The organism is Embleya sp. NPDC001921, assembly GCF_053594475.1.
Genome location: NZ_JBSFEO010000024.1, coordinates 155,296 through 178,408, shown reverse-complemented (window position 1 = coordinate 178,408; position 23,113 = coordinate 155,296). Strand labels below are relative to the sequence as shown.

Annotated in this window: 18 protein-coding genes; 3 read left to right on the top strand and 15 right to left on the bottom strand. The window is 73.7% G+C overall.

Annotated features, from left to right (window positions below; translation table 11 throughout):
• Positions 1-124: 124 nt before the first annotated feature.
• From ACWCPW_RS27070 to ACWCPW_RS27060, 3 genes are all read left to right on the top strand, one after another.
• Positions 125-2,164, top strand: a complete 2,040-nt coding sequence (locus ACWCPW_RS27070) for an alkaline phosphatase family protein (protein WP_449764193.1) — start codon at positions 125-127, stop codon at positions 2,162-2,164.
• A 150-nt stretch (positions 2,165-2,314) separates the two neighbouring features.
• Positions 2,315-3,370: a WxL protein peptidoglycan domain-containing protein gene (locus ACWCPW_RS27065; protein ID WP_449764192.1), complete on the top strand. Its 1,056-nt coding sequence runs from the start codon at positions 2,315-2,317 to the stop codon at positions 3,368-3,370.
• Positions 3,371-3,540: 170 nt separating this feature from the next.
• The gene (locus ACWCPW_RS27060; RefSeq protein ID WP_449764191.1) at positions 3,541-4,704 is read left to right on the top strand and encodes a cytochrome P450; all 1,164 of its coding nucleotides are present in this window, start codon (positions 3,541-3,543) and stop codon (positions 4,702-4,704) included.
• Between the two features lie 151 nt (positions 4,705-4,855).
• Here ACWCPW_RS27060 and ACWCPW_RS27055 read toward each other — a convergent pair whose 3' ends face one another.
• The 15 genes from ACWCPW_RS27055 to ACWCPW_RS26985 all read right to left on the bottom strand — a co-directional run bounded on the left by ACWCPW_RS27055 (position 4,856) and on the right by ACWCPW_RS26985 (position 23,024).
• Positions 4,856-5,887, bottom strand: coding sequence for a hypothetical protein (locus tag ACWCPW_RS27055; RefSeq protein WP_449764190.1), 1,032 nt, complete (start codon positions 5,885-5,887; stop codon positions 4,856-4,858).
• 83 nt (positions 5,888-5,970) lie between these two features.
• Positions 5,971-7,014, bottom strand: coding sequence for a zinc-dependent alcohol dehydrogenase family protein (locus tag ACWCPW_RS27050; protein WP_449764189.1), 1,044 nt, complete (start codon positions 7,012-7,014; stop codon positions 5,971-5,973).
• Positions 6,983-9,037 carry an aldehyde dehydrogenase family protein gene (locus tag ACWCPW_RS27045; protein WP_449764188.1) on the bottom strand — a complete coding sequence of 685 codons (2,055 nt, stop codon included), beginning with the start codon at positions 9,035-9,037 and terminating at the stop codon, positions 6,983-6,985. Before ACWCPW_RS27045 ends, ACWCPW_RS27050 begins: the two co-directional genes overlap by 32 nt.
• The gene (locus tag ACWCPW_RS27040) at positions 9,034-10,215 is read right to left on the bottom strand and encodes a helix-turn-helix domain-containing protein (RefSeq protein ID WP_449764187.1); all 1,182 of its coding nucleotides are present in this window, start codon (positions 10,213-10,215) and stop codon (positions 9,034-9,036) included. Before ACWCPW_RS27040 ends, ACWCPW_RS27045 begins: the two co-directional genes overlap by 4 nt.
• On the bottom strand, positions 10,215-11,480 hold the full coding sequence (locus ACWCPW_RS27035; protein WP_449764186.1) for a thioester reductase domain-containing protein: 1,266 nt from the start codon (positions 11,478-11,480) through the stop codon (positions 10,215-10,217). The genes ACWCPW_RS27040 and ACWCPW_RS27035 overlap by 1 nt, the downstream gene beginning before the upstream one ends.
• The gene (locus ACWCPW_RS27030) at positions 11,477-12,673 is read right to left on the bottom strand and encodes an acyltransferase domain-containing protein (RefSeq protein WP_449764185.1); all 1,197 of its coding nucleotides are present in this window, start codon (positions 12,671-12,673) and stop codon (positions 11,477-11,479) included. The genes ACWCPW_RS27035 and ACWCPW_RS27030 overlap by 4 nt, the downstream gene beginning before the upstream one ends.
• A complete protein-coding gene (locus tag ACWCPW_RS27025) occupies positions 12,670-13,872 on the bottom strand; it encodes an NAD(P)/FAD-dependent oxidoreductase (RefSeq protein WP_449764184.1) in 1,203 nt (400 codons plus the stop codon). The genes ACWCPW_RS27030 and ACWCPW_RS27025 overlap by 4 nt, the downstream gene beginning before the upstream one ends.
• 34 nt (positions 13,873-13,906) lie before the next feature.
• Positions 13,907-14,653, bottom strand: a complete 747-nt coding sequence (locus ACWCPW_RS27020; protein ID WP_449764183.1) for an SDR family oxidoreductase — start codon at positions 14,651-14,653, stop codon at positions 13,907-13,909.
• Between the two features lie 2 nt (positions 14,654-14,655).
• A complete protein-coding gene (locus ACWCPW_RS27015; protein ID WP_449764182.1) occupies positions 14,656-14,907 on the bottom strand; it encodes an acyl carrier protein in 252 nt (83 codons plus the stop codon).
• Positions 14,908-14,972: 65 nt separating this feature from the next.
• Positions 14,973-16,001: a beta-ketoacyl synthase N-terminal-like domain-containing protein gene (locus tag ACWCPW_RS27010; RefSeq protein WP_449764181.1), complete on the bottom strand. Its 1,029-nt coding sequence runs from the start codon at positions 15,999-16,001 to the stop codon at positions 14,973-14,975.
• Positions 15,998-17,203 (bottom strand): beta-ketoacyl-[acyl-carrier-protein] synthase family protein, encoded by a 1,206-nt coding sequence (locus ACWCPW_RS27005; RefSeq protein WP_449764180.1) that lies wholly within the window; start codon positions 17,201-17,203, stop codon positions 15,998-16,000. Before ACWCPW_RS27005 ends, ACWCPW_RS27010 begins: the two co-directional genes overlap by 4 nt.
• A complete protein-coding gene (locus tag ACWCPW_RS27000; protein ID WP_449764179.1) occupies positions 17,187-18,185 on the bottom strand; it encodes a beta-ketoacyl synthase N-terminal-like domain-containing protein in 999 nt (332 codons plus the stop codon). Before ACWCPW_RS27000 ends, ACWCPW_RS27005 begins: the two co-directional genes overlap by 17 nt.
• Positions 18,185-19,429: a beta-ketoacyl synthase N-terminal-like domain-containing protein gene (locus ACWCPW_RS26995; protein ID WP_449764178.1), complete on the bottom strand. Its 1,245-nt coding sequence runs from the start codon at positions 19,427-19,429 to the stop codon at positions 18,185-18,187. The genes ACWCPW_RS27000 and ACWCPW_RS26995 overlap by 1 nt, the downstream gene beginning before the upstream one ends.
• Complete coding sequence (locus ACWCPW_RS26990) at positions 19,426-20,925, bottom strand: AMP-binding protein (RefSeq protein WP_449764177.1); 1,500 nt, start codon at positions 20,923-20,925, stop codon at positions 19,426-19,428. The genes ACWCPW_RS26995 and ACWCPW_RS26990 overlap by 4 nt, the downstream gene beginning before the upstream one ends.
• Positions 20,922-23,024, bottom strand: coding sequence for an AMP-binding protein (locus ACWCPW_RS26985; RefSeq protein WP_449764176.1), 2,103 nt, complete (start codon positions 23,022-23,024; stop codon positions 20,922-20,924). The genes ACWCPW_RS26990 and ACWCPW_RS26985 overlap by 4 nt, the downstream gene beginning before the upstream one ends.
• Between the last annotated feature and the right edge of the window lie 89 nt (positions 23,025-23,113).

Genomic DNA, 23,113 nt, shown 5'->3' with positions numbered 1-23,113 from the left:
CTCCCCCGGCCGCCCGAGCGCTGGGCACACTTCTCCAAGCCGGAGGCCAAGCGGCGGGCCTGTGGCGGTTGCCCCCGCCACGGCCCGACCCCACTCCGGTTCATCCGCCGAGGGAGTTATCGAAGTGTACGGATCCACCCGAGCCAAACGCGGGCTCGCCGCCGCCGCGGTCACCGCGGTCGCCGTTCCGCTCGCCCTGGCCGGCGCCGCGCTCGCCGCCACGCCGGCCGCGGCCGACACCCTTCCGTCGCTGCCCGGCGGCACCAAGAAGGCCAAGACGCTGGTCATCGGCATCGACGGGCTGCGCTTCGACAAGCTGCGGAGCGGCGACGCGCCCAACCTCAAGGCCCTGATGGCCGGCGGCGTGACCGCGTCGAGCAACCTGTACGCCCAGCCGTTCGCGCCCACCGTCTCCGGACCCGGCTGGTCCACCGTCGCCACCGGCGTATGGCCGGACAAGCACGGCGTGCACGACAACTCGTTCGCCGGATCGCGGTACGACACGTACCCCGACTTCGCGACCCGCCTGGAGACCGCCCAACCGGCCGCCTCCACGCTCGTGGTCGGCGCGTGGGAACCGATCTCGTCGAAGATCTTCTCGCCGAAGGTCGACGTGCGCGTGTCCACCGACGAGAACGACGACCTCGCCACCGCCGACACCGCGCAGTACCTGTCCACCGGCAACCCCGACGTCGCGTTCATGCACCTGGACGCGGTCGACGGCGCCGGCCACAACAACGGTGGCACCAGCGCCGAGTACGCACAGGCCGTACGCGAGGCCGACACCCGGGTGGGCAAGGTCCTCGACGCGCTGCGCGGTCGGGCGACCCACGCCCAGGAGGACTGGCTGATCATGGTCACCACCGACCACGGCCACACCGACTCCGGTGGCCACGGCGGCGACACCCCGCAGGAGCGCCAGACCTTCGTCATCGCGAACGGCGGGGGCATGCCCGCCGGCACCGTGCGCGACGACGTACGCCTCGTCGACATCGCGCCCACCGTGCTCAAGCACGAGGGCGTGCGGATCGACCCGGCGTGGGGCCTGGACGGGCAGCCGATCGACGAGATCAAGCCGGACGCCTTCGACTCGCTGCGGCCGACCCTGTCCGAGCGCGTCGACGAGATGGGCATCCCCGCCGGCCTCGAGGGCTTCACCCACACCACGCCGCAGGGCTGGTCGATCGACAACTCGGCGATGCCCGCCGGGGGCGTGACCGAGTGGCGCGGCTGGTCCTTCACCACCGACGAGTTCTTCACCCGCGCCGAGGGCAACGCCCAGGCCCGCGAGGGCAACGTGCGCAGCCGCAACGTGTTCGCCGTCGCCGACTCCGACGAGTGGGACGACAAGGCGCACGCCGCCGGGCAGTTCGACTCGACCCTGGTCTCCCCGGCCTACCCGGTCGAGGGCAAGGCCAAGGCGGAGCTGAGCTACGTCAGCGACTACCAGGTCGACGGCCCGCAGACCGGCGACGTGTACGTGTCCTGGGACGGCGGCGCGCCCAAGCTGCTCAAGTCCTACCGTGCCGACACCAACCAGGTCGAGCGCCTGACGCTCGACGTCCCCGCGGGCGCCAAGACCGCGCAGATCCGGTTCCGCTACACCGGCACCAACAGCCGCTTCTGGGCGATCGATCAGGTCTCCCTCACCGCGAGCGGCGCCACGAACCCGGGTGGCGGCGACCCGCTGTCCGGCAACCAGGTGATCACCACCACCGTCACGAACACCGGCGGGCTGACCATGACGGTCGACGGCGGCACGGTCATCCTGCCCTCGCCCGAACTGACCGCCGCGGGCGACCGGTTGGCCAGTTCCGGCGCGCTGAACACCGTGCAGGTCACCGACCTGCGCACGGCCGACCCGGGTTGGAACGTCAGCGGCCAGGTCACCGACTTCGCCGCCCCGGGCGGCGCGGGCTTCGACGGCTCGGCCCTGGGCTGGACCCCGAAGGTCGTCAAGGCCGGCGACGGTCAGCAGGTGACCGCCGGCCCGCCGGTGGCGCCCGCGGCCGACGGCGGCGTCAAGACCGCACGCACCCTGGGCCGGGCGGTGGCCGGCCACGGTCGCGGCACCGCCGTGCTCGGCGCCGACCTGAGCCTGAACCTGGCCACCACGACCGCGCCCGGCACCTACAGCGCGACCCTCACGGTCACCGCGATCTGAGCACCCGCCGATCCGCGGATCCGCTTCCGATGATCCGCCGACGCGACACCCCGGCGGCGCGGGGTACGGGCCGCCATTCCCATACCCCGCGCCCACCCGGACCCCACGTCACCCACCCCGCCCGGTCCGGGCCGCGAACGGAAATACTTCATGCCCCTCCCCCGTCATCGCCTCCACCGGGTGCTCGCCGCGCTCGTCGCCGCCGGCGCCTGCCTCGTGCCGTCCTGCGCCACACCCACCGCCGCCGCCGAACCCGCGCCCGCCCCCACCACCTGGTCCGTGCAGCCGTCGACCGAACACGGTCCGGACGACCGCCCGTTCTTCCGCTACCAACTCCCGCCCGGAGCCCGGCAGATCGACTACGTCGCCGTCACGAACGCCGGTGAAGCACCCCTGACCGTGGATCTGTACGCCCAGGACGCCTTCACCACCGCCGCCGGCGGCTTCGACCTGCTCGCGGCCGGACGCCCCTCCGCCGACGTCGGCGCGTGGATCCGCCTCAAGCAGACCCGGATCACCGTGCCGCCGCGCTCGCGCAGCGACGTACCCTTCGAACTCGCCGTCCCGGACAACGCGTCCCCCGGCGACCACACCGGCGGAGTCGTCGCCTCCGTGGCCACTCCCGGCCGGGACGCCGCCGGCAGTCGAGTGCTGCTCGACCGACGTGTGGGCACCCGCGTCCACCTGCGGGTCGACGGCCCACTGCGCCCCGCCCTGGGCGCCGGCGGGCTGAGCGCGCGGGTGCACACCTCACCCGACCCCTTCGGCGCCGGCCTGACCGTCACCTACACGGTGCGCAACACCGGCAACGTCCGCCTCGGCGCCCGTCCCGAGCTGACCGTTCGCGGCCCCTGGGGCGTGAGCGCCGGGCACCGACGGCTCGACCCGCTGCCGGAGTTGCTGCCCGGCGCCGCCTTGACCCGAACCGTGCGCCTGGACGGCGTGACCCAGGCGTTCCTGCTCGATGTCGACCTCGCGGTGCATCCGATGCCGGTACCCGGCGGCCCCGCGGAGACCGGCCCGATCGCCCACGCGCGCACCCGGGTGCGGGCCGTGCCGTGGATCGCGGTGGCGGCATCCGCGCTGCTGCTCGCCGTGCTCGTGTCGCTCGTCGTGCGTCGCCGCCGTCGTCGCCGACGCGCGGAGGGGACCACATTCCGCGAGGGCGAGCCGATCCCGCAACCCGTCGGGGCCGGCGGCTCGTAGCCCCCGGCCGTTCGCGCGGCGATCATCGGTCGACTCGCGGGGCGGTGATTCGGCGGTGTCGATGCCTTGCCCGGGCGTTGCGGCCACACGATACTGACGTGAGGTCGCTGTCCGTGTTCCGTGGGGCGGGACGTGTCCGCGCTCGACAGGTGCCCGAGGGGGACCGCTCGATGGGCAGGAGAGTTCCGCGTCGGTTCGGACAGGATCCGCTGGGGTTTCTCGAGGACCTCTCCCGCCGTCGTTCGGCCGGGGTCTTCCCGCTCCCCTGGGGCGGTTGGTGCGTGGGCGACCCGGAGTTGGCGCTCACGGTGCTGCGCGGCCCGGAGTTCAACGCGGGACTGTCCACCTTCTACGGTGACTTGCTGCCCTCACGATCGGCCCAGATCGCCGTCGGGCACGCGGTACGCGGCATCCTGCGACCACGATTACCGGAGTATCGGGAGAACCTGGCCGAGGCGGTGGCCGAACTGCCCGCGGTCGGGCGGTGGCCCCGGACCGGTCCCGCGCTGGTGTACCGGTGTACCGCCGACCTGCTGCTGCACCCCGCCGCGGCCCCCGAGTTGCGGCACCTGCTGGCCCGCTCCGTGGGCGCGGGCCTGCTGATCCGCTCGCCCCTGATGCGCGAGCGCGTACGCGTGGAGCTGCTGCGGTCGCGGCTGTTCGCGGCACTGATCCAGCACATCGGACAACGCCGCGCGGCCGGCGGCGATCCCGCCGCACCGCGAGACCTGCTCGACGCCGTCGTCGGCGCGTGCCCCGGGGGCACCGACGACCGGACCGTGGCCGAGCTGTACGTGCTGCTGTTCCGCTCGATCGTGGGGAACGTCGGCTACACCGTGGCCTGGTCCGTACTGCTGGCCGGCCTGCACAGCGCGCCGGGCGCGCCGTGGCCGTGGCCCGCCGAGTGGATCGTGCGCGAGGCCGCGCGGCATCGCCCGTTCGTCTGGATGGTCGGCCGCCCGGTGCCGCATCCCGTCGAGTTCGGCGGTGTCGCGGTGCGTCCCGGCGCGATCCTGTCGGTCAGCCCCTATCTCCTGCACCACGACGAGCGACACTGGAGTCGTCCCGACGCCTTCCGGCCCGAACGCTGGGCGCACCCGGACGAACGCGGCCCCTATCTGCCGTTCAGCGCGGGCCCGTTCATCTGCGCCGGCGCGGCGATCGCCCAGACCATGACCGCCGACGCGGTGGCCGCCCTGGCCGGTGACGCCCGGCTGACCGTCGTCGACGGGGACAGCCGTCCGGTGGTGACCAACGCGGCGGCTCCGCAGCCGTTCACCCTGAGCCTCACCACCCGTTCCGTCAGCGGATCACCCGCATCCGGGAGGAGGTGAACACCCATGATGGCGATCATCCGACGCATCCTCACGAACACGCCGCCACTGATCTGGAACCCGAAGGACCCGTGGTGACCCCACCTGGGACGAACGGCCCGCGCGGTCGAACGCATCGGTCCGCGCGGGCCGTTCGGCGCACCCGGCTGGGTCAGCCGTTGTGGGCGCGCTCGGCCACCCGGTCGGAGAACAGGGTGACCATCTCCCAGCCCTCGCGCAGGGTTTCCTCGACCCGCTCCACGGACCAGTCGTCGCGGTCGGCCAGGGCCCGATAGCCGAGCTCCAGGTGTTCGATGTCGGCCCCGTCGTGGAGTTCGAAGTAGCGGCTGCCCGCGAAGCTGGTCAACCCGGCGTTGTGGAACACCAGGCCGCTGCCTTCCAGCACCAGGTGCGCCAGCACGATGCGGTCGACGGTGCTCGACGAGGTCATCCGGTCCACGAACCACGAGGACGCCGCGGCGACGACCGGATCACGGCGGGCCGCGCGGCCCGCCCGCGTGCCGCCGAGCAGCGTGTTGTGGCCGAGTTCCTCGGCCAGGTGTTCCTCGGCGAGCCGACGCGAGGGCGTGTCGATCTCCCCGGCGACGCGGGCGGCGATCACCCGCTGGAAGCCGTCGGACCACTGTTGGAGGTGGTCCAGCGCGCGTTCGCGCGATTCCCCGGTGCCGGCGTCGGGGTGTGCGACGAGGCGGATCAGGGCGCTGTCCCGGTATCCGGCCATGTGCCGTTCGTTCGCCGCCCGCACGGCCGCCACCTCGTGCCGGTCGGCCAGGTAACTCACGCGCGGGGACTCGGTGTTCTCGTACAGTCCGGCGCCCTCGAACTGGATCGACAAGGCCCAGAACCCGGCCGGTCCGGTGCCCACGAAGCCGTGGTCGTCACCCGGCGGGAGCAGCACGATGTCGCCCGGCCCGATCTCCTGCCGGAGTTCGCCGAGCGTTCGCCCGGATCCGACCGCCGCGACGACCATGCTCTTGACGGGATGCCGGTGCACGGCCTGTGCCTGGTCGGGGAGCAGTCGTACCCAACTCATCGATACCCGCGCGAGGTCGGGGATGAATTCCTTGAGTGCCGGATGGCGGTGGAAGTCCTTCAACAGCCCGATGTCGTGGACGGATTCGTCGACGACCACGGAGGTGATCGCCTCGAGGTCGTCGCGGTGGATGATCTGCATGCGGCTCACGGCCTTTCGTGTGCTCGGCGTCGTGTGGTGGGGGTGCGTGGGGCACCGGCGGTGCGGGGAACGGTCGGCGGGATCCCGGGCCTTCAGGGCCTGACCAGGACCTTCAGGGCGCTGCGGTCGTGCATGGCGCGGTATCCGTCGGCGATCGATGCGAGGGGGATCGTGCTGTCGAACACCGGTGAGGGGTCGAGTGTGCCGTCGAGCACGCGCGGCAACAGGTCGGGGAGGTAGGACCGGACGGGGGCGATGCCGCCGCGCAGGGTGAGGTTCTTCATGAACAGGGCGCCGACGTCCAGTCCGCGGTCGCTTCCGTGCGGGGCGCCGACCCAGCCGATGGCGCCGCCGGGGCGGGTGACGCCGATGGCGGTACGCATCGCCTCCTCGCTGCCCACGGCCTCGATCGCGGCGTGCACGCCGTGGCCGCCCGTCGTCTCGCGTACCGCCGTCACGGCCGCCTCGCCGCGTTCGGTGATCGTGCGGGCGGCGCCGAACTCGTGGGCCAGGCGCAGCCGGGCCGCGTGTCGGCCCAGCGCGATGACGTGCTCCGCGCCCAGCATGCGGGCGGCCAGGACGGCGCACAGCCCGACCGCGCCGTCGCCCACCACGGCGACGATCGCACCCGGCCGGGCGCCGGCGCTCACCGCCGCGTGGTAGCCGGTGCCCATGACGTCCGTCAGTGCGAGCAGCGCGCCGAGCAGCCGGTCGTCCGAGGCGGCCTCGGCGGGCACCTTGACCAGGGTGCTGTCGGCGTACGGGACCCGGACGCCCTCGCCCTGGCCGCCGTCGGACCCGACCGCGCCCCACATTCCGCCGTTGGTGCAGGAGGTGGGCAGGCGCTCCGCGCAGAAGACGCAGTTCCCGTCGGACCAGGTGAACGGGGCGATGACCAGGTCGCCGGGGCGTACCGCGCGCACCTCGGAGCCGGTTTCCACGACGGTGCCCAGGAATTCGTGCCCGATGCGCTGTCCGGGTGTGCGGGCGGACTCGCCCCGGTAGGCCCACAGGTCGCTGCCGCACACACACGCGCGCAGGACCTGGACCACCGCGTCGCCGGGCCGCCGCACGCGCGGGTCGGGGACGTCCTCGACGCGGATGTCATAGGGGCCGTGAATGGTGGTGGCGCGCATGCGTCACGTCCTTGTCCCCGGCGTCGGTGGGCCGGTCGGCGGTCAGGGTGATCAGGTCGAAGTCCGCGACGGGCCGGGCGTCCTGGTTGACGACCTCGACGTGCCAGCGCACTTCGCCGTGGCGGGCACCGGGGCGTGCGGTGATCCGCCGGGCGGTCAGGGTGACGGTCAGTGCGTCGTCCGGCCGTACCGGGGTCGAGAAGCGCAGGTTCTCCAGTGCGCGGTTGGCCAGTACGGGCCCGGGTTCGGGCGGTACGAACATGCCTGCCGCGAGCGACAGGACCAGGTAGCCGTGGGCGACGATCCCGCGATAGAGCGGATGACCGGTCGCGGTGGCGTCGTCGGTGTGCAAGTAGTAGTGATCGCCGGTGAGTTCGGCGAAACGGTCGATGTCGGCCCGGGTGAGTGTGCGCGGGCCGACCGTCACGGCGTCGCCGGCGCGCAGGTCGCTCAGGTATCGGCGCAGGGGATGGGTCGGGCCGTGCGTGCGGGCGGCCCCCGGTTCCCATCGATCGGTGACCGCCGCCAGATGCCCGGGCGAGGCCCGGACGTTCGTGGTGCCCAGGTGGCGGTGGAGCGGACGAAGGCGTTCCGTGTCCTCCGGAGCGCTTCGGTCGGCGCACGCGTCCCGCGGGTCGACGATCTCGACGCGGCTGTGCGTGGGGGTCAGCCCGCGGACCAGGTCACGGGCCGTTGCGGGGTCCTCGGTGACCACCCAGCCGTGCAGGTCACGGCCGCCGAGGGCGAGCGCGTCGCGGATGTCGGCCGACGAGCGGTACGGCACGAGAGTTGCGACCGGCCCGAACGCCTGCACCTCGTGCACCTCGCGCCGTCCCGGGTCGTCGGCGGCCAGCAGCACCGGCGGCATGAGCGCGCCGAAGCGCCGCTCGTCGGCGACCGCCGCGATCCGGCCCGGCGTCCCGCGGATCGTGCGGGTGGCCCCGCGCAGTCGGGTGACATCCGCCAGGACGCGGCGCCGATGCGGCGCGTCGATCAGCGGCCCCATGCCCACTCCGGTGATATACGGGTCACCCGGTCGGATCTCGTCCAGCGCGGCGGCGGTCGCGTCCGCCACCGCGTCCAGGAGCGGCGCCGGCACGAAGGCGCGGCGCACCGCCGCCCGTGTCTGACCCGCGTGCGCCGTCATGGCGGTCACCAGTCGGTCCACGAACACCGCGAAGGCCGCCGTGCCGGGTGTGGCGTCGGCGCCCAGCACCGCGCAGTCCAGGGCGTCCGTGGCGTAGTCCTCGCGGGGCGGGGCGGCAAGCCTCGCGATCCGCCCGCGCAGCCGGGTGGCGGTGGCCGACGTCCCGGTGAAGCGGAGCAGGTCGTGGGCGGTGAGGTGGTCGGCCAGGCGGGTGGGTCCGGACACGAACTGGAGTGCTCCGTCCGGGATTCCGTCGCACTCGGTGATCCGCCGCACCAGGTGTGCCACCACCTGGGCGGTGCGGTGCGACGGCCGGACGATGAGGGGTGTGCCCGCGACGAACGCGTGGGCGAAGGCGCCGAGCGTGGTGGTCGCGGGCAGGCTGAAGCCGCTGATCTGCACCGCGACGCCGGGCGGCCCGTCCAGGACGGACCGGGTCGCCGAACCCCGTACCCCGAAGGGCGGGTCGGCCGCGTCTTCCACCAGGAGCCGGCCGTCCGCCGTCGCGCCGCCGTCGGCCAGCCGGCGGGTGAGTGCCGCGGCGCAGTGCCGCATCGTCTCCAGCCCGCTGTCGAAGTCCTGTGCGGCGTCGGTCGGCGAGCTGCCCAGGTGGGCGAGGAGACGGACGAACTCCTCGCGGTGGACCGCGAGATGGCGTGCCAGCCGGTTGGTCCATCGGGCCCGCCCGGCGAAGTCGGTCCGGTGCAGCGCGGGGATGCCCACCGAGCGGGCGTACCCGAACGCCGGGGCGGCGTCGATCGCGGTCGTGGTGACCCGGAAGACCTCGTGTCCGTGCACCGCGTGTCGGCGCGTGATCCCGGAGTCGGCGGGCGTGTGCCATCGGCCGCACAGGTAGTGCGGCACCGGGCCGGTCAATGTCGGCTCCCTTCACCCGGCGCGCACAGGACGGGCCGGCGTGCCGCGATATCCGTCGATTCGACTGCTTCGATGCCGCTCGGCGTGAGTCCGGCCTGCGCCGCCGAGCGAAACACGGAAGGCGATAGTGAGTAGGTCGCCTTGAAAGTGCGCTGGAAATGACTGAGGTCCCGATAACCGACCTTGACGCAGATATCGGCCACCGGGAGGCTGCTTTCCATCAGCAATGCACGGGCGAGTTCCATACGCAGCTCCGTGACGAAATCTATGAATCTGTGACCGGTCCGCTTCTTGAAGGTCCGCGAGAAGTGGTATTTGCTCATGTGCGCGGCTCGGGCGGCCAGTTGGAGTGTCAGTTCGTTGTCGGTGAATCTCTCCCGGATGAAGGTCACGGCGGTGTCGACCTGCTCGGCCACCGTGTCCACCCCTCGGTGTTCGGCGGGTGCGGGCGCGCCGGGCGCGTCCGCGCGCAATCGGCCGGTGAACCACAGGAGCTCCTCGACGAAGCCGCTCAGCGTGGCATGCGGCGCCTCGTCCCGCGTTCCGGGCGGCGGGGTGGCGGTCGGGTGGCCGGGCACGGTCAGCGCGCTGGGGATGACCACCGCGTCCAACGCGGCCAGCACGATTCGGAGATGGTCCACCGCGTGGGTGCCGCGGGCGGCGCTCACCGAGACCAGGCCCACCGGTTTGCGCCGCACCGGGCCGCCGTCGAGCTGGTCGAGGGCGAGTTTGATCTCGCCGGAGCAGGAGTTGTTGCGCACGGCGGTCAGCAGCACCAGCGCGTGGGCGCGTGCGGCCGAGGCGCGTAGCAGCTCGCGGGGTACGGCGTCGCGGCCGGCCGGGCCGACCCGAAGCCATTCCGGGCGGCGGCCGGCGACCGTGCCGATCGTGCTGCGCAGACCCGGGAAGAGCTGCGTTCCGTCGGCGGAATACTCCGGGGTGTCACTGACGATGAGAATGGCAGGAGGAATGGTTAACGCAAACGGCTGGACCATGGTCGAGCTCCCCGTGGATCGTGTCTCGATAAGACTAGGGAGGCGCGTGTCAAGGCCGTGTGAGGGTTGTTCGCTCCGGCGTCGTCGTTTCTTTACGCCGACGATAGGATTCGGGCGCCGAGCGAGCCGGCTCCACCGAAAAGGATCGGTATCCCAACTGTTTCCGAAGATTCGGTTGCCCATTATGCAGGGGATTGTGTGGCGGCGGACGGCAGGAAACCCACGGATTCGAAGTAGTCGAGATGGGCGTTGATCAGCGTGCCGTCGATCGGCGGGCAGGCGATGTCGGCGCCGCTCGCACCGTCCGGGACGACGCCGGCGTCGCCGATGGGCGGGCGGGCGGTTCCACCGAGCAGCGCCCGGTAGGAGGCCAGCAGCAGGCTCGCTCTGGTGAGGGCGCCGTCGTACCCGTGCCGCGCGTCCCACAGGCGGGTGAGCCACACGTCGGGCGGCACGATGGCGATCGGAAACCGCTTCGCCACGTGCCCGAGCAGTTCGCGCAGCGGCATCCCGGAGGAGTTCAGCAGGTAGCGCACGGGCGCCGCGGGCCGGTCCGCGGCGGGCCCGTGCACGATGGCGCGGGCCACGTGGTCCACAGGTGTGAAGGACACCTGGGCAGCGGTGACGTCGGGAGCCGCTCCCAGGAGCACGACCGCGCGCACGAGGTTCCAGACGGCGTCGTCGAGTTGGCACGCGCCCGTGACCGAGTGGCCGCTGATCCGCCCGGGGCGGTAGACGGCGACCGGCACACCCCGCTCGCCGGCCTGGAGCACCAGGCGCTCCGCGACCCACTTGCTCGTCACGTAGCCGGCTGCCGGCGTCCCGGGCGGCGGAGGTTGCCCGGCGGGGTCGGCGGGATCGGTGGACAGCGCCGCGGTGGAGACGAAGTGCACCGGCTTGACATGGTCCGCGCAGGCCAGCCGCAGTACCTCCGCGGTGCCTCGTACGTTGGCGTCGCGGAGCGGTTCGTAGCGCGCGACGTGGCTGACCCGTGCCCCGCTGTGCTGGATGACGTCGACGCGTTCGGCGAGTCGGGACCATTGTCGTGGGGCCAGGCCGAGGCGGGGTCGAGCCAGGTCGCCCGTGATCGGGACGATCCGGGCGGCCGTGTCGGCGTCCCACAGCAGGTAGCGCCGCATCGTCTCCTGGAGGCGATGTCGCGCGTGCTGCGGGCTGTCGGCGCGGACCAGGCACCACACGTCGTCGTCGGTGCGGTCCAGGAGTTCGCGCAGGAGGAAGGCACCGAGGAAACCGGTCGCGCCGGTGAGCAGGACGCGGCGGTCGGATCCGGGCCGGCGCGGGACGGACGGGACGAGCGGGGTGGACGAGGCGGACGAGGCGGACGAGGCCGGGACGATGTCCGGGTCGAGCAGCGCGTCCGTGCGCGGATCCGCGCCGCGCGTCGCGGGTCCGGTTCGGGCGGGGGCGGGGATGTCTTCGCGGATCATGTGACGCCTCCCGAGCGTCGGCGGCGGATGGGTGTATCGGGTGGCGGCGGATCGGACGAGCGGTCGGTCCGGTGATCCTGGCCGAGGGGCGTGCGCGGCTGCGGCTGCGCAGGCGTCCACGTCCGTGCCCGCGGCTGTGGCTGTGGCTGCGGCTGTGACTGCGCAGGCGTCCGCGGCGGTGACTGTGACTGCGAAGGCCCCTGCGGCTGCGGCTGCGAAGGTGCCCGCGGACGCGTCCGTGACTGTGTCCGCGGGCGTGCCGGGGGCTGCGGGGGCGTCCCAGGCCGTGCCCGTTCGTGTGCCGTCGCCCGCGCGGCCGGATCACCGATGCCGACGAAGGGCGTCGACCGGTCCCTGCGCCCGAGTCGGAGCAGCGTGTCCCCCGGTCCCGCGTCGATCAGTCCGGGGACCCCGAGGTCGCGGACCGCGTGCATCGCCTCACGCCAGCGGACCGGGAGCACGAGCCCTTGCACCAGCCGTTCGCGGACCTCCTCGGGGTCGGTGTGCTCGCGCGCGTCGATCGCCGAGACGAACCGTGCGGTGCCCGGGCGGAAGTCCACGGCCTCCAGCCGGCTGCGCCAGCGCGGGACCGCGTCCATCATGAGCGGACTGTGGAAACCTCCGGCGATGGGCAACGGTTCGGCGCGCAGGCACAGTTCGGCGGCCAGCCGCACGGTCTCGCGCACGGCGGCGGGGTCGCCGGACAGTACGACCTGGCGCGCGCTGTTGAGGCCGGCGATCTCGAGGATGCCGCCGCGCTCGGCCAGCACGCGGCGGCGCAGCCACTCGACGTCGGCCGGTTCGGCGCCCACCACCGCGACCATGGCCCCGGGCCGGCGCAGGTTCTGCGCACGGCACAACGCGCCGCGGGCGACCGCGAGGTCGAACGCGTCGTGCGCGTCCAGGAATCCGGCGCACGCGGCGGCGGTGAGTTCACCGAGGCTGTGTCCGATGGCCAAGGGTGGACGGACGGACGGCCCGAAGGCGGCCTCGACGGCGGCGATGCCCACGGCGCAGGTGGCCGGTTGGTTGACGGCGGTGTCGGTCAGGTCCAGGGCGTCCGGGTCGGCTGTGTCGAAGGTGTCCAACAGTCGCGCCACGAGCGCGTGCCGGTGGTGGGCGTGCAGGGCCGCGGTGAGCGCCGCCGCCTTGGTGCCCTGCCCGGGGAAGGCGATGCCGAAGCCGGTGGTCATATGCGTACTCGACCCTCCTGTAGTACGTCCGTCATGTCCGGGGCGGGACCGGCCGCCCGGTCGAAAAAGCGCCGGGTCAGCGCGGGATCGTCCGCGATCGCCGCCAGCCGGTCCTGCCCGCGGTCGGGGCGCAGCCGTGCGAGCGCCAGGGCGTCGGTGTAGCGGTCGGCGAGCAGCCGGTCGCGGTGTCGGGCGAAGCGCCGCAACGCCGCCCGCAGCAGCGGCTCGTCGTGCAGGTCGGTGCCCACGCAGGCGGTGAGCAGGGCGGCCTGACGAAAGGCCGCGGTGATGCCGTCCGCGGTGATGGAGTCCTTGTGGTGCCCGGCGTCGCCGACCAGCGCCCAGCCCGGGCCGAACGCGCCGCGGAAGAAGTTGAGTTGCGTGCCGCAGCCGAAGAGCCGCTCCACCCGGGTGCCGGCCCGGGCCCGGTCGTGCAGTTCCGGCGCCGCCGCGGCCAGACCCTCGAGATAGCCGGCCTCGGGGCGGGCCCGCAGCGCCGCGTACGCGGCCTGCGGGCGATAGACCCCGATCAGCGTGCGGCCGTCGTTGGTCGGGACGCAGCCCACCCAGTGTCCGCGCACGGCGTACGCCTCGAACCGGTCCGCGGGCACGCCTTCCCAGTAGCCGTAGTAGACGCAGCTCAGCACGGGGTTCTCGCGCGTCACCGGGGCCCGGACGGAATCCGCCACAACGGACCGCATGCCGTCCGCGCCGACGACGAGCGCGGCGGCGTCGGTGCCGGTGCTCGCCCCGGCGCGCCATCGCACGCCCACGGCCCGGTCGCCGTCGAAGACCACGTCCGTGACCCGGCACCGCTCGCGGAATTCCACTCCGGCGGCGGTCGCGGCCTCGGCGAGGATGTTGTCGAGCAGATACCGGCGCGGCGCGTAGGCCGCGCCGATGTCCCCGATCGGGGTCGGCGTGCCCGCCAGGGTCACCTCTCCCATGCGGTGTGTCGCGGCCGTGATCGGCGGGCAGCCGGTGGCCGTGACGCGGTCCAGCAGGCCCCACGCGTCGAGCAGTGCGCTGCCCGGTTGATGGATGTACAGGGTGGAGAGCGTGTCGCGGGGAAACCGGGCCCGTTCCAGCATCAGGACGCGGTATCCGGCGCGGGCGAACAGCATTGCCGTCGGCGCGCCGGCGCAGCGGGCACCGACGACGATCACGTCGTACATGGCGAACTCCTCGATGCGGGGCACCACTTGCACAGTCGTGGGGGTGTCGGCCGGGCGGTCACAGGATCAGCCCGCCGTCCACCCCGATCACTTGGCCGTTGATGTAGCGGGCCCGGTCCGAGGCGAGGAACGAGACCAGGTCGGCGACCTCCTCGGGGCTGCCCGGTCGGCGCAGCGGGATCCGGTCGAGGATGGACGCCTTTGCCGCGTCCGCCAGTTCCGCGGTCATGTCGGTGTCGATCAGGCCGGGGGCGACCACGTTGGAGCGCACCCCGAAGCGGCCGAGTTCGCGGGCCAGGGATGTGGTGAAGCCGACGATGCCCGCCTTGGACGCGGCGTAGTTGCTCTGGCCGGCGCTGCCGTGCGCGGCGGCGATCGAGGACAGGGTGAGGATGCAGCCGCCGCCGTGCCGCATCAGCGCGAGGGCTGCGGCCCGGCAGACGTGGTAGGTCCCGTCCAGATTGGTGCGGATCACCTCGTCCCAGTCCTCGTCGGACATGCGCGCCAGCGGCCGGTCGCGCACGACACCGGCACACGTGACCAGGGTCGACAGCGGCCCCAGTCGCGCCTCGGCGACCGCGACGAGGGCGCGGGCCTCGTGCGCGGCCGAGACGTCGGCCCGGTGTGCCACGACGGTGGCGCCGGCCGCGCCGGCCTCGGCCACGACCTTGGCCGCGGCGTCCGGTCGGGACCGGTAGCAGAAGGCGACGTCGAATCCGTCCGCGGCCAGTCGGTTCACCACGGCCCGTCCGATGCCGCGTGATCCTCCGGTCACCACCGCGACCGGCCGTCGGGTGTCCGCCACGCTCAGGCCGCCCCGAGCCGGGCCGACAGGAATGCGTGTACGGCGTCCACCGAGGTGAGTTCGGCGAATTCGGACTCCGCGAGCCGCACACCGTAGCGCTTCTCCAACTGCACCATGAGTTCCATCGTGGTGAGCGAGTCGATGCCGAGGTCGACGGCGAACTCGCTGTCGTAGGCGACCATCTCGTCGGCGAGTTCGAGTTCCTCGACGAAGAAGTCGCGCAGTTCATCGCGGGTGGGGATGGGCTTGGTCATGGTCGGTGTCCCTTCGTGGTGGCCGGTGTCGTCCGGGCGTCGTCCGGCGGCGTGCCGTGTGTGCTTTACGTGCCGTGCGGGCCCGGCGCGCCGGGCGTGTTGCGCGTGCGGCCGGTGTACGGGGTGATGTCGGTGATCGAGAGGTGGCCGTGGGCGGACGCGGCGACGACCGCGAGGCGATCGGTGAGGCCGCCGGGCGTGCCGAGCCGGCCGACGACGCGGCGCACCGGGGTCAGGCAACCGCCGCCGATCGCCGCGGGTACGGCGGTGATCTCGCCGTCCGGGGCGAGTTCGGCCAGCCGTGCCGCGACGGCCGCGCCGATCGCGGAGTCGTCGAGCACGGTGTCGATGTGGTGCGGCGGTGGGCCGTCGTGGGCGAGTTGCCGCCACAACGCCTCGAGGACGGCCCGCGCGCTGTCGGGGCCGGGAAGGAACGCGCTGTACGTCGAGCAGTAGCCGTACACGCCGGCCCCGCCGGCGAGTGCCTCCTCGGGTTCGCAGACCAGGACCGCGGCTCCGATGTCGGCCGGCGCGGCGCCGGATCGGGCGCTCGACCGCTGTGCGGCCGGGGGTGGTTCCTCCACGGCGCCGGCCAGGACGACCGACGCGCGCCCGGCGGCGAGTGCGCGTGCGGCGCTCTGGAGTGCGTCCAGCCCCGCCACGGCCGGTGAGTTGGTGGTCAGGTCGAAGCCGCGCAGCAGGTGTTCGGGCGCCAGTCGGGCCGCGAACATGCTCATCGCCATGTACGGGACGCGGGCGGGCGGCAGTTCGGCGGCGCCGAGGTCGATGATCGTGCGGTCGAACTCCTCGATCAGGGCCGCGCCGGCGTTGTTGGTTCCCACGACCGCGGCCCGCCGGTGTGCGGGAACCTCGGTGAACCACGGGCCGGTGTCGAGCGACGCCGCCCTGGCCGCGGCGAGCAGGTGGAGGCAGCCGGCGGGCAACCGGCGATAGCCGCGCCCGGGCAGGGCTTGGGCGACCTCGAACCATCCGGGGCGCGCGGCGAGTCGCGGCCCGAGCGCACCATCGGGCCGGTCCACGCCGGGAGCGATCACCCCCAGACCCGTGACGCGCATCCGCGCCGGGGCGGTCATGCCGACCACCCCTGTCCGGCGAGCGCGAAGGAGGAGTTGTTGCCGCCGAAGGCGCAGGTGTTCACCAGCACCGCCGGGCGTTCGAGACGCAGCGGGCCCTCCCGGGGAAGCCACACGTCGCATTCCGGGTCCTGCTCCACCGGGGCGTTCGCGGGGATCCGCGCCCGGGCGAGGATCAGCGCGGAGGTCAGGCAGGCGAAGATCCCGGCCGCCGCCGAGGTGTGTCCGATCAACGCCTTGAGTGCGAACAGCGGTAGCGGGTCGGCCACCTGTCCGAACACCCGGCGCAGCGCGCGGCTCTCCACCGCGTCGTTGAGCGGGGTGCCGGTCGCGTGCGGCAGCACGCAGCCCACCTGGTCCGGGCGCAGGCCCGCGTCGGCCAGGGCCTCGTGCATCGCGCGCACGAGCTGGGCAGCGTCCGGGTCGGGCGCGGTCGGGTGCAGCGCGTCGCAACTCCACGCCACCCCGGCGAGTTCCGCGTACGCGCGGGCCCCGCGCCGTCGGGCGTGCGCCGCCGACTCCAGCACGACCATCGCGGCGCCGTCGCCGAACATGGTGCCGGCCCGGTCCCGGGCGAAGGGGCGGCAGCTTCGCGGGTCGGCCGCGCCGAGCCGGTCGAATCCGCCCATGCCGACCCGGGTGACCCCGTCCGCGGCGCCGACCAGGACCACGGACGCCTCACCCGAGCGGATCATGTCCGAGGCGATGCCGAGCGCGTACCCGCCCGCCGAACAGGCGTTGCCCACACTGATGTTGCCCCGGCGCGAGCCGATGGCCGCGCCCACGACCGCGGCGGCGACCGCGAGCGGTGTCCAGCGCGGGCGGCCGGCCCCGTCGGCGCCGCGCCGCTCCTCCTGCACGCTCGCGTTTCCCATTTCGCAGCCCATGACCACGGGCACGTCGGCGCGGTCGCCCTGCCCGATCCCGGCGTCGTCGAGCGCTTCGAGCGCGGCTCCCACCGCCATCCGCGGCACCGCGCCGAGCGGGACGCCCGCGTGCCGGCGCGGGTGCTCGGGGACGGCGGCCCCGGGTACCCGGTACATCCGGGTCGCCCGCATGTTCAGGTGCGGCAGGTCGACCTCGCGCGGTGCGGCGCCGCCGGCGAGCAGCGCGTTCCAGTACGCGCCGACTCCGGCCCCCAGGCAGGAGACGGCGCCGAGGCCGGTGAGCACGGCCCGGCGTTCGTCAGGCCTCGGTGTCATGGCGACCACCTCCCGCGCGGACCGGTTCGGGGCGGGTGAGCAGTACGGCCGCCACGCCGCCGGGATCACCCTCGCCGTCGGATCCGGCGCCGATGCGGTCGTCGCCGGCGACGGCCAGCACCGATTCGTCGCCCGATTGGTCGAACCAGGCCGCCGCGGCCGCGCATTGCAGCACTCCGAGCGCGCCCGAGCACCGACCCAGCCGGGCGGTCAGGTCGAGTGTCGACGCCTGCCGGCCGGCGGCCACCCACCGTGCGATCGGGCGGTCGTAGGCCTTCGTCGCCTGCCCGACCGCGTCGGCGCGGGCGGCCGCTCGGCCGTACCCGGTGATCACCGCGCGCGGTCGCACGCCGCGGGCGCGGGCGTGTTCGGGCTTTTCCACGACCAGGCAGGCCGCGCCGTCCAGCCACCGCCCGCCGCCGTGCTGACGGTGCAACCGGGCCACCGGCGCGGTGTCCGGTTCGACGCCGACCACGACGGCGGCCTCGGCGCGTCCGGCGGTGAGCAGCGCCGCGGCCCAGAACACGGCGTCCAGACCGCCGGTCGTGCCACTGCACAGGGTGATGTTGGGTCCGCGCAGGCCGTGCGCGATCGCCACCCAGCCGGCGGTGACGTTGCTCGACATGTGCGGGACCCGGATGGGGCTCAGGCCGGTGACGGTCTCCGCCGCGATGGTGTCGGTGAAGTCGCAGACGGTGTCCAGGTTGCCGAAGTTGCTGCTGACGATGACGGCGGTGGCCGCGGGATCGCGCAGCGCCACGCCGTCCAGGGCCCGGCGTACGGCGTGCAGGGCCAGGCGGGAGGCGCGGTCCTTGTGCCGCATCCCCGCGCCGGCGCGACCGGCGTCCGGATCGCGGTCCGCGACGGCCCCGACTCCGGCTTCGGCCGGCTCCAGCAGGTCGTATTCGTCGCGCAGACCGGAGACCGCGAGGCCGCAGCCGGTGATCACGGGCGCCGTCCCGTACGTCGTCCCGGCCGGCATCACGGCGCCTTCCCCACGACGGCGACGGCGTTGATGCCGCCCAGGCCGATCGCGTTGATCTGCGCGGTGGCGAATCCGCCGAAGGCGGGTTCGCCCGCGACCAGGCGCAGGTTCGCGGCCTCCGGGATCGGCTCGCGCAGGTCGGCGATCGGCGGGAGTTCCCCCGATCGCAGCGCCAGCACGGCGATGACCAGGCTCATCAGGCCGGAGCCGCCGCACGTGTGCCCCAGTCCGGATTTGATCGAGGTGACCAGCGGGCCGGGCCGGGACCGTCCGAACACCTCGTCCAGGACTTCGGATTCGACCACGTCGTTGTGTCGGGTGCCGCTGCCGTGCACGACGACCAGGTCGACGTCCTGGGGCCGGACCGCGGCTCGCCGGTGCGCCTCGTGCACGGCCGCGGTCACGCTTGCCGAGTCGGGCACCGTCGGATGGGCGGCGTCGCAGTTCATCGCGACGCCGCGGACCTGTGCGAGGGCCGGCCGGTGGTGGGTGCCGGCCCGGCGCACCACGACGGCCACCGCGCCCTCGCCCATGACCATGCCCCTCCGGTCGCGGTCGAACGGGCGGATCGACTGCGGCGCCGGGTTCTGCACGCGGTCGAGCCCGCCGAAGGCGCTCTCGGTGAGGGAGTCGGTGCCGGCCACCACGACGGTCTCCGCCAGGCCGAGCGCGATCAGGTCGGTGGCCATGCCCAGGGCGTACAGGGACGCGGCGCACGCGCTCGCCACGGTGTGCGTGCGGGTGGTCCCGAACGCGTCGCGCATGGCCCGGGCGAAGTGCAGGTCGGTGGGTTCGAGTTCGGTGCCGTCGCGCCACCACAGTTCCGCCGAGCGCAGCTCGCGCAGGGTGGTTCCGACGATCACCGGGATGTCCGCGATCCCGCCGGCCCGCGTCCCCCCGTACGCTGCGCCGCCGCCCGGATCCGCGTCCGTGCGTCCCGCTTCGCCGACTCCGACGTCGGCCGGTCCTGGGCCGTGGGCCGGTCCCCCATCGTCCAGCCCGGCGTCCGCGAGCGCCGCGGCGACCGCCGCGCGCAGCCAACGGGTGGCCCGGCCGGGCTCGTCGCGGCCCGGCACGGCGCGATCGTCGATCTCGTACGCGTTCTTCACCCGGAACCCCGCGCTGTCGAAGGCGCGCAGCGGGGCGACTCCGCTCTCGCCTCGGCACAACGCCCGGTGGATCGCACCCGGTTCGTCCGCGAGGCAGGTGACCGCGCCCATGCCGACGATGTCCCAGGTCATCGCGTCTCCTCGGGGGTGCGCAGCCGGTAGCGGGCGAGCTTTCCGGTGGAGGTGGTCGGCAACGCGTCGATGAGTTCGATCCGCGAGGGGCGGCGGTGCGGCGGCAATTGCTCGCGGAGGGCGCGCAGGGCGCTGCGGCGCACCTCCTCCGGCGCGGCGCCGGGCACGGGAACGGCGTAGGCCACGGCCTGTTGCAGGCCGGCCGGGTCCCGGTCGGCGACGACGGCGCAGTCCGCGACGCCCTCGGTCGCCTTGAGCAGTGCCTCGATCTCCGCGGGCGCCACCTTGTGGCCGCCGATGTTGAGCAGGTCGTCCGTACGGCAGACGTGCCGGAAGTCCCCGTCGGGCGTGCGGTGCACGACGTCGCCCGGGTAGACGCCCCCGTCGGCGAACGTGCGCGCCTGGGCGTCGGGCCGGTCGATGTAGCCGAGCGCGGCGGACGCGGACGAGATGTGCAGCCGGCCGTGGATCCCGGCCGGCACCGGCCGCCCGTGCTCGTCGCGGACGGTCGCCGTCACGCCCGGCACCGGGTTGCCGGTGGATCCGTGCGGCGGGGCGTCGGTCGCGGTGGCCAGCACGATGTGCAGGACCTCGGTCGCGCCGAGGCCGTTGACCAGCGGGAACCCGAAGGTCTCGGTGGTGCGGCGGGCGAGGTCGGCGGGCAGGTGCTCGCCGGCGGCGACCGCGAGGCGGATGCCGGCGGTGTCCGGGGCCGCTCCTCGGCCGGCGACCGCGGCCAGCAGGGATTCGTAGACCCTGGGCACGGCGCACAGCACGGTCGGCCGGTACCGGTCGATCGCGGTGGTCACGCTGAACGCGTCGACGGGGCCGGTGAGCAGCGCCGAGCCGGCGCCGGCCGCGAGGGGGAACAGCAGCGAGTTGCCGAAGCCGTAACCGAAGGAGAGCTTGGCGGTGGACAGGACGGTGTCCGATTCGGTCAGCGCGAGCACGCCGCCGAAGCCGTTCAGCACGGCGAGCAGCCCGCCCATGGAGTGGCGTACGCCGCGCGGCCGGCCGGTGCTGCCCGAGGTGTACTGCACCAACACCTCGGCTCCCTCGGCGAACCTCGCGGGTGCGCCCGGGTCGACGAACGCCCCTGTCTCGTCCGGGTGTTCGTGGCGGAAGCCGAGCGGCCCCAGGGCCGCGGCCAGTTCGTCGCGACGCTCGCGCGCAAGGTGGAGATCCGCGTATTCGGCGGCGCAGTCCCCGGCGATGAACACGAGCTCGGCGTCGCGGAGCATCGGGCTGAGTACGACCGGCACGCAGCCGTGCCACCACAGGCCCAGGACGGCGACGATCGCGTCCGCCGTGTCGTCGGAGACCACCAGGGCGCGGCAACCCCGGCGGATCCCGCCGGCCGCCAGTGCGCCGGCGTACCCGCGTGCCGCCTCGGTCAGTTCGGCGTAGGTCATGGCACCGGTGCGGTCGGTGACGCTCGTACGGCTGCCCCGGCCGGCCGCGGTGTGCCGCAGCAGGAGCAGGTCGACGGGGTTCATCGGGAGCCTCCCCGGTCGTTCCGCGGGTCGGCGCCGACGCCGTGCCGACGCAGCGCGGCGAGCACGTCGGCCAGGCAGTCCAGTCGGGCCGCCTCCTCGGCGGCGAACCGCACCTCGAAGGCGCGTTCGACCCGTGCCACGAATTCGGTCTTCTGGAGCGAGTCCATCTCCAGTTGTGCGTGGAAGGCCGCGTCGGGCGTGATCCGCTCGGGTTCCGTCTCCAGCACCGCGGCGGCGATCGCCCGCACGCCCTCCGGCGTGGCGATCGCATCCGGGGTGGCGATCGCATCCGGGGCGGCGATCGCATCCGGGGCGGTGGTCGCGTCCGGCGTGGCGGTCGCGTCCGGGGCGGTGGTCACATCCGGCGTGGTGCGGTGGGTCATGGATTCCTCGTGCCGGGGTGGGCGGTTCGGTTCGCGCCGGACGGCCACGGACTCCCGCGCCGCGGTCGCCAGATGGCCGGGCAAGTCGTGGTACTTCTCCCGCAGTTGCCGTTTGAGGACCTTCCCGGTCGCGCCGACGGGCAGGTCCGCGTCATCGGCGGCGATCTCCAGGGCGGCCAGGTCGGGCTGACCGGCCGCGGCGAGCGCGGTGTTGGCCCGATCGAGCAGTCCCGCCGGGTCCGCGTGCTCCCCCCGCAGCCGGACCACCGCCACCGGTACGCTCGCGCCGCGGTCGCCTCCCGCGACCACCGCGCAGTCGGCCGCTTCGGGCAGGGCGAGCAGGATCACCTCCTCCATCAGGACGGAGTGGCCCGGCGATCCCGCGGTGTGGATGGTGTCCACGACGCGGTCGACGTGGAAGTAGTGGTTCTCCGCGGTGCGGCGCACCAGGTCCCCGGACAGGAACCAGCCGCCGAGGAAACTGCGGTGGTAGGTGTCCGAGTCGTTCCAATAGCCGGTGGTCACCGACTCCCCGCGGACACCGAGCATGCCCACCTCCCCCACGTCGGCGTGGCTGCCGTCCTCGCGCAGTACCGCCACCTTCATCGCCGAGCCGGGCCTGCCGAGGTGACGCGGGGACGAGGGTGTGTCGGGTGCGGTGGAGCGGCGCAGCGCCGCCCAGCCGAGTTCGGACGAGCCGAGGATGTCGTTGAAGACCGAGCCCGGTACGGCGTTGCCCGTCACGGTGCGCCCGCCCATCCGTACCAGCGACCGCACGTGCGCCTCGTGGGCGGAGTCGCCCACGTTGACCCAGTCCGTCACCGACGTGAAGTCCGCCGGGTCCGGGTCCGAGACGGCGAGTTCGGCGAGGGTGTGGTTGAACGCGAAGATCGTCGTCGGCCGGTGCGCGGCGGCGGCGCGGGACAGGCCGGCGGCGGTGCGGTCGGCGAAGGAGACCACGGGCAGACCCGCCGCCAGCGCGAAGAAGGTGATCGCGATCGCGGCCCCGTGGCTGAGGGGGGCCGCGCACAACAACAGCGAGTCGTCGGGCTCGGGTTGGGTGGCGAGCCGGAACCGGGTACCCGCGACGCTCTGCCGGTGGGTCCAGGTGACCAGCTTGGGCCGGCCGGTGGTGCCGGACGAATGGCACAGGAAGATCGGGTCGTTGTCGCCGTGCCGGTATCTCGCCTTGCCGGGTAGTTCCGGACTGCCGAGCCCGGCCGCGTCCGCGCGGGTGTGCGTCCAGCGCAGTCCGGGCAGTTCCCGGTGCCGACCGGCGAGGAGTTCCAGGTGCGCGGGGTCGGTGTACAGGCCGACCGGGTCGGCGCGGTCCATCAGGCCGAGCGCGAGCTCGGGCGGCATCCGGCCGTTGACGAGGACCGCGATGGCCCCGATCCGGGCGAGCGCGGCCAGGTGCACGTGGTCTTCGAAGGAGTCCTCGATGTAGATGGCGACCCGGTCGCGCGGTCGTACGCCCTGGTCGAGGTAGTGGCACGCCCACGCGTCGGCGAGGGCGTCGAGTGCGGCGATGCCGAACTCCCGCCGCCGGGTCCCGTCGCCGACCACGAGCGGCGGGTCCGCCACGAGCAGGGGTGCGTCGGGGGCCCGGCTGTGCTCCAGCGCGGTACGCCAGAGGTTGCCACCCCCGAGCCGGGTGTCCCGGGCCAGGGCGACGCGTGCCGGTCGTGGGAGCAGGGTGTGTCGGGCCGAGAGCATGGGGTCCCCGATTCTCGGTGGGAAGAAGGGAGGCGCTCCCGCCCGGCGCGTCGACGACACCGACGCGGCGGCCTTGCGGGAACGGGTCC

Coding starts and splice junctions, on each gene's coding strand:
- ACWCPW_RS26995 (WP_449764178.1), bottom strand. CDS start 19,429: ATGACCTGGGACATCGTCGGCATGGGCGCGGTCACCTGCCTCGCGGAC.
- ACWCPW_RS27030 (WP_449764185.1), bottom strand. CDS start 12,673: ATGACCACCGGCTTCGGCATCGCCTTCCCCGGGCAGGGCACCAAGGCG.
- ACWCPW_RS27000 (WP_449764179.1), bottom strand. CDS start 18,185: ATGCCGGCCGGGACGACGTACGGGACGGCGCCCGTGATCACCGGCTGC.
- ACWCPW_RS27005 (WP_449764180.1), bottom strand. CDS start 17,203: ATGACACCGAGGCCTGACGAACGCCGGGCCGTGCTCACCGGCCTCGGC.
- ACWCPW_RS27035 (WP_449764186.1), bottom strand. CDS start 11,480: ATGATCCGCGAAGACATCCCCGCCCCCGCCCGAACCGGACCCGCGACG.
- ACWCPW_RS26985 (WP_449764176.1), bottom strand. CDS start 23,024: ATGCTCTCGGCCCGACACACCCTGCTCCCACGACCGGCACGCGTCGCC.
- ACWCPW_RS27050 (WP_449764189.1), bottom strand. CDS start 7,014: ATGCGCGCCACCACCATTCACGGCCCCTATGACATCCGCGTCGAGGAC.
- ACWCPW_RS26990 (WP_449764177.1), bottom strand. CDS start 20,925: ATGAACCCCGTCGACCTGCTCCTGCTGCGGCACACCGCGGCCGGCCGG.
- ACWCPW_RS27010 (WP_449764181.1), bottom strand. CDS start 16,001: ATGACCGCCCCGGCGCGGATGCGCGTCACGGGTCTGGGGGTGATCGCT.
- ACWCPW_RS27065 (WP_449764192.1), top strand. CDS start 2,315: ATGCCCCTCCCCCGTCATCGCCTCCACCGGGTGCTCGCCGCGCTCGTC.
- ACWCPW_RS27040 (WP_449764187.1), bottom strand. CDS start 10,215: ATGGGCAACCGAATCTTCGGAAACAGTTGGGATACCGATCCTTTTCGG.
- ACWCPW_RS27015 (WP_449764182.1), bottom strand. CDS start 14,907: ATGACCAAGCCCATCCCCACCCGCGATGAACTGCGCGACTTCTTCGTC.
- ACWCPW_RS27060 (WP_449764191.1), top strand. CDS start 3,541: ATGGGCAGGAGAGTTCCGCGTCGGTTCGGACAGGATCCGCTGGGGTTT.